The organism is Aeromonas sp. SG16, assembly GCF_024436135.1.
Classification (GTDB): Bacteria; Pseudomonadota; Gammaproteobacteria; order Enterobacterales; family Aeromonadaceae; genus Aeromonas; species Aeromonas jandaei.
In genome coordinates this window covers 99,141-110,251 of record NZ_JANFNW010000013.1, presented here as the reverse complement: position 1 = coordinate 110,251, position 11,111 = coordinate 99,141, and the positions used below count along the sequence as shown (strand labels likewise).

Here is an 11,111-nt window from a genome sequence, read left to right as displayed (position 1 = left end):
GAGCGGGAAACGAGACTCGAACTCGCGACCCCGACCTTGGCAAGGTCGTGCTCTACCAACTGAGCTATTCCCGCAACTACCTTAAAACAGGCCGTACAGCATTTGGTTGCTTGCGCTACTGTACGGGAGCCGAATTATAAGAGCAGTCCTTCCAATTGCAAGGGCTTTTTTGTCTGGTTGCGCGCGTTCGCTCAAAAGCTGGCCGAACTGTCGATTTTAGCAGCCAGCGCATGACAAACCCTTGCCGGGGAATCAGATCTTGAAGACGTGGCTGCGATAGAACTGCAGCTCGGCGATGGATTCGCGGATGTCGTCCAGCGCCTGATGGGTGCCGCTCTTCTTGAACTGATCCAGCAGTTCCGGCTGCCAGCGGCGTACCAGCTCCTTGATGGTGCTGACGTCGACGTTGCGGTAATGGAAGAAGGCTTCCAGATCGCTCATGTGCTTGACCATGAAGCGGCGATCCTGACCGATGCTGTTGCCGCACAGCGGGCTGGTGCGCTCCGGCACCCACTGGCGAATGAACGCGAGGGTCTCGGCAACGGCCTTCGCCTCGTCATGCTGGCTCGCCTTGACCCGGGCCACCAGACCGCTCTTGGTGTGGGTGTTGACGTTCCACTCGTCCATCTTGGCCAGCTCTTCATCGCTCTGGTGGATGGCGATCACCGGCCCTTCGGCCAGCACGTTCAGGTCCTTGTCGGTGACGATGGTGGCAATCTCCAGTACCACGTTCTCTTCGGGGTCGAGACCCGTCATCTCCATGTCGATCCATACCAGGTTCTGCGCGCTGACTGTCATGATTACTCTCTCTGTTGGGAGGAATGGCGGAATTTTGCCAATTTGCATGTATCATACTGGCTTTGGATCTGTTCATAAACTGGCGAATCGAGTGGCAAAGAAAGCAAAACTCAATCTGGGTCAACAAAGACGCGTCCAGGCCAACCGCGAGCGTCGGCTGCAAAAAGAGCACACCACAGAGGTGGATGACACCCTGTTTGGCCCGGCCATCGAAGGGGTGGTGATCAGCCGTTTCGGTCAGCACGCGGACGTGGAAGCGAGCGATGGCACCATTCACCGCAGCAACCTGCGGCGCAGCAGCATCAGCAGTCTGGTGTGCGGCGACAAGGTGGTGTGGCGTCCCGGCCTCAATGCCGCCATCGCCGGCGTCATCGAAGCGGTGCATCCGCGCCACTCGGTACTGACCCGGCCGGACTTCTACGACGGGGTCAAACCCATCGCCGCCAACATCGACCAGATCATCATCGTCTCGGCGGTGATGCCCGAGTTCTCCACCAACATCGTCGACCGCTATCTGGTGGCCGCCGAGGATGTGGAGATCCGCCCCCTCATCGTGCTGAACAAGGTCGATATGCTCGATGATGCCGCCAGAGCGCGCATCGAGCGCCAGCTCGAAACCTACCGCAAACTCAATTACGAGGTGCTGCTGGTGAGCTGCGAGAGCGGTGAAGGGCTCGATGAACTGAAAGCCAAGCTCACCGACAAGATCAGCATCTTCGTCGGCCAGTCCGGGGTGGGCAAATCCTCGCTCACCAACGCCCTGATGCCGGGGCTGGATGTGCTCACCGGCGAGATCTCCGAAAACTCGGGGCTCGGCCAGCACACCACCACCACGGCGCGGCTCTACCACTTCCCGAGCGGTGGCGATCTCATCGACTCCCCCGGGATCCGCGAGTTCGCCCTCTGGCATCTGGAAGCCGACCGCATCACCTGGTGCTTCGTCGAGTTTCGCGACTATCTGGGTGGCTGCAAGTTCCGCGACTGTACCCACAAGGACGATCCCGGCTGTGCCCTACGGGCAGCAGTCGACAGTGGTGCCATCAGCGCCGATCGCTTCCACAACTATCACCGCATCCTGGAAACCATGCAGGAAGCCCGTCACGGTCGCCAACAGGCGCGCCTGTGACCCTGTTTAACCTACGTTGATGATGAACATGAGCATTACTGACAACCTGAAAATTGCCGGTCAATACTGTCTGCCCAAGCACGCCCTCTCCCGTCTGATCGGCAAGTTTGCCGCCGCCGAAGCGGGCAACATCACCACCAAAGTGATCGAGGCTTTTATCAAGCAGTACCAGGTCGACATGAGCGAGGCGCTGCACGAGAGCCCGGCCCACTACAAGAGCTTCAACGAGTTCTTCACCCGCGAGCTCAAGCCCGGCATCCGCCCCGTGGTAGAAGATGCCATGACCCTGGCGCTGCCGGTGGATGGCACCGTCAGCCAGCTCGGCCCCATCCAGCAGGGTCGCATCATTCAGGCCAAGGGCCACGACTACAGCGCCCGCGAGCTGCTGGGCGGCTATGAGGATCTGGTGGCGCCGTTCAAGGATGGCGACTTCGCCACCATCTATCTGGCGCCCAAGGATTACCACCGCATCCACATGCCGCTGGACGGCGTACTGGAGAGCATGGTGTTCGTGCCGGGGGATCTCTTCTCCGTCAACCCGCTCACCGCCGAGAATGTGCCGAACCTGTTTGCCCGCAACGAGCGGGTGGTGGCCACCTTCCGCACCCCGCACGGCCCGATGGCGCTGGTGCTGGTCGGTGCGACTATCGTGGCCAGCATCGAGACCATCTGGGCCGGCAACATTGCGCCGACCAAAGAGAAGAAGGTGGTGCGCTGGGACTACACCGGCGACGAGGCCATTACCCTGCAAAAAGGTGCCGAGATGGGTCTGTTCAAACTGGGCAGTACTGTCGTCTGCCTGTTCGGCCCGGGCATGCTGGCCGGTTTCGAACCTCATCTGACCAACGGGGTCACCACCCGCATGGGTCAGCCCTTTGCCAAGCTGGCGGAGCAGGCATGAGCGAGCAACCGAACGCCTCGCAGAAGAACAACCCGCTGCACGGGCTGACGCTGGAAGCCATCGTCACCGCTCTGGTCGAACACTACGGCTGGGAAGAGCTGGGGCAGCAGATCAATATCCGCTGCTTCACCCATGAGCCCAGTGTCAAATCCAGCCTGAAGTTCTTGCGCAAGACCCCATGGGCCCGGGAGAAGGTAGAGAGCCTCTACCTCTACGTTCAGCGCAAGCAAGCCAAATCAAAGGAATAACGCCATGGCGTTCAAGATTACCTACACCTACAAGAAGCAGGCCAAAACGATCGGCTATGCCAACGACAAGTTCAACAGCATCTATGATGCGGTTGCCGCTGCCGAAGGGATCGATCTCGCCAGCTTCCACGCCATGGAGGCTCAGCTGGCTCAAGTGTGCCGGCGCGACAAGAAGAGCGTGAAGGATTACCGGGAGAACTACTTCAAGGAGCTGGGGTTCTCCAACATCGTCATCGAACGGGACAATCTCGAAGAGGATCAGGAGTAACCATGCGAACCTTGACTCTGATGGCCGCCTCCCTGCTGCTGGCGGCATGCAGTACACCGGAACAACATCTGGTTGGCAGCGATCGCGACAGCCACGGCTGCATCGGCAGTGCGGGCTATCAGTGGTCAGCGCTGACCGGCAAATGCGTGCGTCTGTTCGAGCAGGGCATCCGGCTCAATCCGACCGATGCCAGCCAGACCAGCAGCGCGTTCGTGCTGTTCAACACCGATCAGAGCAAGGCCGAACTGACCCTGCCCACCGGCGAGCAGCACCAGCTTGCCCGTCAGGGCATGGAAGGCAACTGGTCGTGGCAGGGCAGCGGTTACACCCTCTTCCCCTGGAAGGGCTATGTGCTCAAATCCGGTGACAAGGTGATCTATCAGGGGGAGTAACCCGAACGCCTGATATCTTCCCGATATCCGCCAAATAAAATGCCGACCCAAGGGTCGGCATTTTTATATCTGAAACAACCGGTTATCAGGCGCGGCTAAGGTAATCGGCCTGCCCCACCCACTTGTAGCTGGTGAGCTCGGTCAGCCCCATGGGGCCACGGGCGTGCAGCATCTGGGTCGACACCGCCACCTCGGCCCCCAGCCCAAACTGGCCGCCATCGGTGAAGCGGGTCGAGGCGTTGACGTAGACCGCCGCCGAACCGGCCCCGTTGACGAAACGCTCGGCGTTGGCCAGATCGTTGGTCAGGATGGCATCGGAGTGACCGGCGTTGTGCTCGCGCATATGGGCCAGCGCCTCGTTCACATCCGCCACCAGCTTGACTCCCAGGGTCAGTCCCAGCCACTCGGTATCGAAATCCTCCGGCCCCGCCTCGCACAGGTTGTCGGCGCCCGCCAGCAGCGTCATGGCGTTGGCCGCGCCGACCAGCGTCACCTTGCGTTCATTCATCAGCGCCACCAGTTGCGGCAGGAAGGTGGCGGCCACCTTTTCGTGCACCAGCAGGGTATCGAGGGCGTTGCAGGCGGAGGGGCGCTGTACCTTGGCGTTGTCGATAACCGCCAGAGAGCGCACCAGATCGGCGCTCTCGTCGACGAAGATATGGCTGATGCCAAAGCCGCCGATGATGACCGGAATGGAGCTGTTCTCTTTGCACATCTTGTGCAGGCCGGCACCGCCACGGGGGATGATCATGTCCACATAGCGATCGAGGCGCAGCAGCTCGGCCACCAGCGCCCGATCCGGGTTGTCGATGTACTGTACTGCCGCCTCGGGCAGGCCGGAGGCCGCCAGCGCATGCTGGATAACCCGCACCAGCTCCAGATTGGAGTGGAAGGTCTCGCGACCGCCACGCAATATGCTGGCGTTGCCGGTCTTGAGGCAGAGGCTGGCGATGTCGATGGTGACGTTGGGGCGCGCCTCGTAGATGACGCCGATAACCCCGATGGGCACCCGACGACGGGAGAGGCGCAGGCCATTCTCCAGCACCCGGCTATCCATTTCGGCGCCGACCGGATCATCCAGCGTGATTACCTTGCGCACATCCGCCACGATGCCGGCCAGCCGGGCCGGATTAAGCAGCAGGCGATCCAGCATCGCCTCTGACAGGCCAGCCTCACGGCCTGCCGCGATATCCTTGTCGTTAGCCGCGAGGATCTGCTCGCTGCGCGCCTCCAGCTCGTCGGCGATGGCGGCCAGCGCCCGGTTCTTCTGCGCCGTGCTGACGGTAGCCAGCTGATAGGCGGCTTCACGGGCCGCCTGCCCCATTTTCTCCAGACTCATCTCATTTCCCTTTGTTCATGCCGTGCCGCCCTGATTAGAGCAGCACCATGTCGTCTCGATGGATAGCCACAGAGCCGTAGCCATAGCCCAATACCTGCTCAATCTGGTCCGAGTGGACGCCGCGCAGTTTATCCAGCTCCAGATGGTCGTAACGGCAGATACCGCGGGCCAGCTCGGCGCCCTTGGGATCAAGAATGCGCACCACATCGCCCCGAATAAAGTCGCCCTTGACCGCGACGATCCCCTTGGGCAGCAGGCTGGAACCTTTATCCTTCATGGCGGCGACAGCCCCCTGATCCACATGGACTTCGCCGTGAGGGGGTGGGCCTGCCAGGATCCAGCTCTTGCGCCCTTCCAGCGGGGAGGCCAGCGCCGGAAACAGGGTACCGATACGCTCGCCCTTGGCGAGACGGCCGATCACCTCCGGCATCTGGCCGGTCGCGATCACCACATTGACGCCGGCCCTGCGTGCCACATCGGCGGCTTGCAGCTTGGTGGCCATGCCGCCGGTACCGAGGCCACTGACACTGTCACCCGCCAGCGAGCGCAGGGTATCGTCGATGGTCTGCACCTCTTCGATGAGCTGGGCATCGGGATTGGTACGCGGATCGGCAGTAAACAGTCCCTTCTGGTCGGTGAGCAGGATCAGCAGATCGGCATCCGCCAGGATGGCGGCGCGGGCGGAGAGGTTGTCGTTGTCGCCCACCTTGATTTCAGCGGTCGCCACCGCGTCGTTTTCGTTGATGACCGGAATAATGCGGTGATCAAGCAGGGTCCGCATGGTATCGCGGGCATTGAGATAGCGCTCCCGATCTTCCAGATCGGCGCGGGTCAGCAGCATCTGGCCGATATGCAAGCCATAGAGGTTGAACAGATCCTGCCACACCCGAATGAGCTGGGTCTGACCGACTGCAGCCAGCATCTGCTTGTTGGGCAAGGTTGGCGCCAGTGGCGGGTGCCCCAGATGCTCACGCCCGGCGGCGATCGCCCCCGAGGTGACCACCACGACCCGATGGCCGTGACGGTGCAAGGCCGCACACTGTCTGACCAGCTCGACCATATGGGCACGATTGAGCTGGGAAGACCCCCCTGTGAGCACGCTGGTGCCCAACTTGACGACTATGGTTCTGTTTTCCATGGGAGCATAAAGGCTAAAAAAGTAAGGAATATCTTTATACCCACGGCCATGGAGCCCTGCAAGGCAATTCATGGTGCGGTGGAAGAGGAGAAAAAACGGGAGGAGAGAGAACTGGAGCCCTGCGAGTAACAGATGCAACTCGCAGGACTTCAGGGGATCAGGCTGCCGTTACGGTCAACTCGTTGGTGACCTGCTCGGCAGGAGACAAGTGACACTCAAGTGCGGCCAACTTGTCGCTGATGAGCTTGTAGAAGCGGTTGAGGGTGCGTTCCACCTCCACCTGATGCTTCTTGGGGATCGGCTTGTCGAGCCACTCGCCATCGGCATTGTAAAAACCGAACTGATAGTGATAGCGGAACTGGTGATCATCCTGCTCCAGCACCAGCCACCAACCCCAGAACTCCCGCTTGTCCGGCGCCGGTTTGGCGCTGACGCAGACAGACAAACAGTCGAAGCGGTAACGCCCCTCTTCACAGAGATCTTCGCGCAGATAGGGGCCAATGGCAGCAAACTGCCGCAGCAGCCGCTTGTAGGTCACTCTTTCAGACATGTTAACCTCCCTGTTAAACAAGCCGCGCCACCTGGTGATGGCGTCAGATTTTTAGCGCAATATCAGGCACACAGGTGCCGTTTCAACCACTCGACAATCTCATCCAGCGCCTGGTCATAGACCTCCAGCAAGGGCTGTTTGTCAAACACGATGGCCTTGCCATTGCGGCTGGCCGACGCCAACGCCCGGACATCCTGCTCGGGACAGATGAAATCTCTCTTGTGTCCGATACTTAATATCGGCACCGATGTGCGAGTCCCGAGCAATCCTTGCGTTTTCAGTGAAAATACCTGGCACTTGGTACGCATGGTATCCCACTGGGCCGCATCGGCCCCCAACCGGTTGGCCAGACTGTCCCGCATCATGCGCGGGCATCGGGCAAACAACTCCTGATTGGTAAACACCTGATTGACCCCGGCCCCGACACAGACCACGGTTTTGAGCTTGAACGGCTCGATAAAGGCCAGCCGCGCCGCCACATTGCCCGCCAGTCGAAAACCGACCATGGCGATACGCTGGTGATCGACCCAGGCCACCTCGGAGAGGTAGTGCAGCACCGCCTGATGGAGACGGCTGGTATCCTGCACCAGTGGCCAGTGCTCGGCATAGCCGATGCCCGGCATATCCAGCGACAGCATGCCGATGCCGTTGGGTTCGAGCCGTTTGAGGTAGAAGTTGAGAAAATCGAGCTGCAGGGAGTCGATCCCCCCGCTGATGATCACCAGCGGCACCGGCTTGTCGGTGGCCGGCAGGTGGAGATAGCCCTGAATATTCTTGCCGCGAAATGGCACCTGGATCTCTTTGAGCGGTACCTTGAACAGCCGGCCTGCTTCGCGATAGGCCATGTTGCCGAGCAGCTGGGCCTGATCCGCCAGTTCATCATCTTTGAGATGGGGGTAACTGGCGATGGAGTAGTAGCGCACCGCCTTGAGCAGTTGCTTGAGAGCCCCTTCCTTATCGCCCTGCTCGCACAGTTCGCGGCCCTGCTTGAAATAGGTGCCAGCCACCTGGCTCCACTCGTAGATCCAGTTGCCGGGCACATAGCCCTTGATGGTATCGAGATAGCAGTCGTGGGTGCGCTCGCCGGTCGCCATGGCGATACGGGCCAGAGTCTGCTCCACCTCGACCGGATCTGCCCCCTGCCAGGCCCAGGATGGGCGGCGCAGCAGGCGATACCAGCTCTTTGACATGGAGCCGTCAATAAACATCTCGTCTGACTCGGCCTCGGCCAGTTCGGCAGGGCTGGAGTTGGAGATCTCGGAAGTTTCCAATACCTTCTTGACCCGGGTGAACAGTTTTTCGGTCAGATTAAGGTCGTCGTTCAAGTCCAAGATAATGTCTCTTTCAATCAGGCAATGGTTCATCTTAACCACTTTTACTGCCCGTCAGCCACCCCGCAACAGATTGATACACAAAAAAACAGGGCTCCTTCAAGGAGCCCTGTGAAACCATTACTCTTCGTCGCAGATTGGCGTGACAAACTCCAACGCCATATCCCACGGTTGCTCGATCCAGGTGTCCTGCGGAATGGCAACTTCGAAATCATCCAGCAGCGGCTCACCCATCGGCTTGGCAAAAATGGCGATGAACTTGGCTTTCGGGTAGAGATCGCGGATGGCCTTGGCGGTTGTGCCGGTGTCCACCAGATCTTCCACCACCAGCCAACCTTCGCCGTCACCGGCAGTGGTCGCACCCTTCACAACCACCAGCTCGCGCTGGTTGTCATGGTCATAGCTGGAGATGCAGAGGGTCTCTACGTTGCGGATGCCGAGTTCACGGGCCATCAGGGCTGCGGGTACCAGACCGCCGCGGCTGACCGCGATGATCCCTTTCCACTGGTTGGCAGGCAGTTGACGACGAGCCAGACGGCGAGCTTCACGTTGCAGGTTGTCCCACGACACATAAAACTTTTTCGGCATATTATCGATCTCGAATAGTTGTACAAAAACAATCACTTAAAATAATGGCATTCGAAAGTATCCTCTCGAATGCCAATAAATGGCGGCTCTTGTCCGGCTGAATTCAGATTGCACTTGTTCTGCCTGAGGGATGACCTCGGCAGCAAATCTGATAGCAGTGGAAGCAAGATGGACATATCCGGCGCTTGGGTCGATAAGAGTGCCAAAACCGCGGACAGGCTGTTGGGCCGATATGATAGCACCCTTTGCAGAGAAAATGCCTGGCAAACGTATGCCAAATTCAGGAAAAATTGGCCTCTTCATCTTCAAATGACCCAACCAGAGAGTCGAATGGCCAATCTTGCGCCCCTCTCGTCAGCGACAATTGGCGCTCTTTGACAAACGACAGATAAAAAAATAGCAGGGGGAGGATTGACCTCGCGCACCTGCTGCTTTGTCGTCTGCACCCAATCGGGTGACTTGCCCCTCAGGACAAGCTCGTCTTAGCGACGGTTGACGAAGGGGTTAGGGTAGCTGAAACCCTGGGTATAGAGAGATGGGGCGAACCAATAGGTAGAGTTGCTGCCTGGCATCTTGAATCTCCTGATTGCTTAACAAGTTACGTACCTTTATGCGGGCTCAAATCCTTGAACGAACACTCGGTTCCATGGAGGCGCACTTGCTTTGCTTCGGTTCCCTGGAGGCTTTCATCGTCATCCTGACGGGTGGCGAACCACGGGAGCTAATTTACCAGCCGGCACCGTAAATTCAATCTTTTTGTGAAGCTCGTCACATAAATATCGTTTCTGCCAAACAGTGTCACCCGAGCCTGACAATTGCACTGCCCCGGTGGCCACCGGCAGCACAACCGCCCTGCGATTTGCGCTAACCGCTCACATTTTTCTGCGATTGACTGTATTATCGTTATCCACTTTCCAGGCCCACTGACGGGGCCTCTTTCATTCCGTGCTGGTAAGGAGTCCTGACGTGGCACAACTAAGTTCCTTGTCCCCCCAACTGATTTGGCATTTCTTCGAACAGATCTGCTCCATCCCCCACCCTTCCAAGCATGAAGCCAAGCTGAGCGCCTGGATCGTCCAGTGGGCGCAAGGGGAAGGTCTGGCGGTCAAACAGGATAACGTCGGCAACATCATCATCAAAAAACCGGCTACCCCGGGGATGGAAAACCGCAAGGGCGTGGTGCTGCAGGCCCACATCGACATGGTGCCGCAGGCCAACGCCGACACCAAACACGACTTCGCGACCGATCCCATCGATGCCTATGTTGATGGCGAGTGGGTCACTGCCCGTGGCACTACCCTGGGAGCTGACAACGGTATAGGCATGGCCGGTTGCCTGGCCGTACTGGCGGACAAGACCATCAAACACGGCCCGCTGGAAGTGCTGCTGACCACCGACGAAGAGACCGGTATGACCGGCGCCTTCGGTTTGGAAGCGGGTTGGCTGGAAGGCGAGATCCTGCTCAACACCGACTCCGAAGAGGATGGCGAGGTCTATATGGGCTGCGCCGGTGGGGTGGATGCCAATATCCGTTTCCCGCTCGAGCTGGTTGAGGCTGCGGAAGGCGAAGCCCTCGAGCTGGCCGTCAAAGGGCTGCGTGGCGGTCACTCCGGTTGCGACATCCATCGCGGTCGTGGCAACGCCAACAAGCTGCTGGTGCGCCTGCTCAAAGCAGCCGAGCCGCTCGGTATCCGTCTGGCCGAGATCCACGGCGGCACCCTGCGCAACGCAATCCCGCGCGAAGCCCGTGCCACCCTGCTGGTACCCGCTGCCAGCGTAAACGAGTTCAAGGCGCTGGTTGACCGCTATACCGGTATCTACCAGACCGAGCTGGCCGCCACCGAGCCGAACCTGACTCTGCTGGTCAACAGCGCCGCCAAACCGGCCAAGCTGATGAGCGTCTCCCTGCAGCAGCGCCTGCTGGATGCCCTGATGGCCTGCCCGAACGGCGTGATGCGCATGAGCGATGCCATGCCCGGCGTAACCGAAACCTCTACCAACCTGGGGGTAATCAAGACTCAGGATGGCGAAGTGTATGTCCAGTGCCTGATCCGCTCCCTGATCGACTCCGGCCGCGAGAGCATCGAGCAGATGACCCGCTCCCTGTTCACCCTGGCGGGTGCCAGCTGCGAATTCACCGGTGCCTATCCGGGTTGGGCGCCGAACGTGGACTCCCCCGTCATGGCGCTGGTGCGCAACAGCTACCAGACCCTGTTCGGCACCATGCCCAACGTGATGGTGATCCACGCCGGTCTCGAGTGCGGTCTGTTCAAGAGCGCCTATCCGGAGTGGGACATGGTCTCCTTCGGCCCGACCATCCGCGGTGCCCACTCCCCTGACGAGAAGGTACACATCCCGGCAGTCGAGCGTTTCTGGCAGCTGCTGGTGCACGTACTGGAAGCCATTCCGGCCAAGTAAGACAGCCCAACGGC

Annotated in this window: 12 protein-coding genes and 1 tRNA gene; 6 read left to right on the top strand and 7 right to left on the bottom strand. The window is 59.7% G+C overall.

All coding sequences use genetic code 11. The features are described from left to right. Window position 1 precedes the first annotated feature (1 nt). Together NOM67_RS20965 and orn are read right to left on the bottom strand one after the other, a co-directional pair. Window positions 2-74 (bottom strand) — tRNA-Gly (locus tag NOM67_RS20965). A 178-nt stretch (window positions 75-252) separates the two neighbouring features. Beyond that, the gene (gene orn / locus NOM67_RS20960) at window positions 253-798 is read right to left on the bottom strand and encodes an oligoribonuclease (RefSeq protein ID WP_124241374.1); all 546 of its coding nucleotides are present in this window, start codon (window positions 796-798) and stop codon (window positions 253-255) included. A gap of 91 nt (window positions 799-889) precedes the next feature. Between orn and rsgA the strand changes: the two genes are divergently transcribed. The 5 genes from rsgA to NOM67_RS20935 are packed head-to-tail and all read left to right on the top strand — an operon-like array spanning window position 890 to window position 3,733. Next, complete coding sequence (gene rsgA / locus NOM67_RS20955; RefSeq protein WP_033135848.1) at window positions 890-1,924, top strand: small ribosomal subunit biogenesis GTPase RsgA; 1,035 nt, start codon at window positions 890-892, stop codon at window positions 1,922-1,924. Between the two features lie 28 nt (window positions 1,925-1,952). Next, a complete protein-coding gene (asd, locus tag NOM67_RS20950) occupies window positions 1,953-2,825 on the top strand; it encodes an archaetidylserine decarboxylase (protein WP_201907702.1) in 873 nt (290 codons plus the stop codon). Beyond that, complete coding sequence (locus NOM67_RS20945; RefSeq protein ID WP_005341005.1) at window positions 2,822-3,073, top strand: VF530 family DNA-binding protein; 252 nt, start codon at window positions 2,822-2,824, stop codon at window positions 3,071-3,073. The genes asd and NOM67_RS20945 overlap by 4 nt, the downstream gene beginning before the upstream one ends. Before the next feature lie 4 nt (window positions 3,074-3,077). Next, on the top strand, window positions 3,078-3,341 hold the full coding sequence (locus NOM67_RS20940; RefSeq protein ID WP_042031708.1) for a DUF2960 domain-containing protein: 264 nt from the start codon (window positions 3,078-3,080) through the stop codon (window positions 3,339-3,341). 2 nt (window positions 3,342-3,343) lie between these two features. Beyond that, window positions 3,344-3,733 (top strand): hypothetical protein, encoded by a 390-nt coding sequence (locus tag NOM67_RS20935; protein ID WP_209297922.1) that lies wholly within the window; start codon window positions 3,344-3,346, stop codon window positions 3,731-3,733. Window positions 3,734-3,818: 85 nt separating this feature from the next. On the opposite strand, the gene NOM67_RS20930 is transcribed toward NOM67_RS20935, so the two are convergent. The 5 genes from NOM67_RS20930 to gpt form a co-directional block, all read right to left on the bottom strand. Beyond that, a complete protein-coding gene (locus NOM67_RS20930; RefSeq protein ID WP_255939957.1) occupies window positions 3,819-5,072 on the bottom strand; it encodes a glutamate-5-semialdehyde dehydrogenase in 1,254 nt (417 codons plus the stop codon). Window positions 5,073-5,106: 34 nt separating this feature from the next. Then, window positions 5,107-6,210, bottom strand: a complete 1,104-nt coding sequence (gene proB / locus NOM67_RS20925; RefSeq protein ID WP_005338991.1) for a glutamate 5-kinase — start codon at window positions 6,208-6,210, stop codon at window positions 5,107-5,109. 157 nt (window positions 6,211-6,367) lie between these two features. Beyond that, window positions 6,368-6,760, bottom strand: coding sequence for a sigma factor-binding protein Crl (gene crl, locus NOM67_RS20920; protein WP_042031710.1), 393 nt, complete (start codon window positions 6,758-6,760; stop codon window positions 6,368-6,370). A gap of 62 nt (window positions 6,761-6,822) precedes the next feature. Further along, the gene (frsA, locus tag NOM67_RS20915) at window positions 6,823-8,091 is read right to left on the bottom strand and encodes an esterase FrsA (protein WP_041210452.1); all 1,269 of its coding nucleotides are present in this window, start codon (window positions 8,089-8,091) and stop codon (window positions 6,823-6,825) included. A 120-nt stretch (window positions 8,092-8,211) separates the two neighbouring features. Then, window positions 8,212-8,679, bottom strand: a complete 468-nt coding sequence (gene gpt / locus NOM67_RS20910; protein WP_033114875.1) for a xanthine phosphoribosyltransferase — start codon at window positions 8,677-8,679, stop codon at window positions 8,212-8,214. A gap of 966 nt (window positions 8,680-9,645) precedes the next feature. Between gpt and NOM67_RS20905 the strand changes: the two genes are divergently transcribed. Then, window positions 9,646-11,097: an aminoacyl-histidine dipeptidase gene (locus tag NOM67_RS20905; RefSeq protein WP_255939954.1), complete on the top strand. Its 1,452-nt coding sequence runs from the start codon at window positions 9,646-9,648 to the stop codon at window positions 11,095-11,097. Window positions 11,098-11,111: the final 14 nt, after the last annotated feature.

Coding starts and splice junctions, on each gene's coding strand:
- NOM67_RS20930 (WP_255939957.1), bottom strand. CDS start 5,072: ATGAGTCTGGAGAAAATGGGGCAGGCGGCCCGTGAAGCCGCCTATCAG.
- asd (WP_201907702.1), top strand. CDS start 1,953: ATGAGCATTACTGACAACCTGAAAATTGCCGGTCAATACTGTCTGCCC.
- NOM67_RS20945 (WP_005341005.1), top strand. CDS start 2,822: ATGAGCGAGCAACCGAACGCCTCGCAGAAGAACAACCCGCTGCACGGG.
- crl (WP_042031710.1), bottom strand. CDS start 6,760: ATGTCTGAAAGAGTGACCTACAAGCGGCTGCTGCGGCAGTTTGCTGCC.
- proB (WP_005338991.1), bottom strand. CDS start 6,210: ATGGAAAACAGAACCATAGTCGTCAAGTTGGGCACCAGCGTGCTCACA.
- NOM67_RS20940 (WP_042031708.1), top strand. CDS start 3,078: ATGGCGTTCAAGATTACCTACACCTACAAGAAGCAGGCCAAAACGATC.
- orn (WP_124241374.1), bottom strand. CDS start 798: ATGACAGTCAGCGCGCAGAACCTGGTATGGATCGACATGGAGATGACG.
- gpt (WP_033114875.1), bottom strand. CDS start 8,679: ATGCCGAAAAAGTTTTATGTGTCGTGGGACAACCTGCAACGTGAAGCT.
- NOM67_RS20935 (WP_209297922.1), top strand. CDS start 3,344: ATGCGAACCTTGACTCTGATGGCCGCCTCCCTGCTGCTGGCGGCATGC.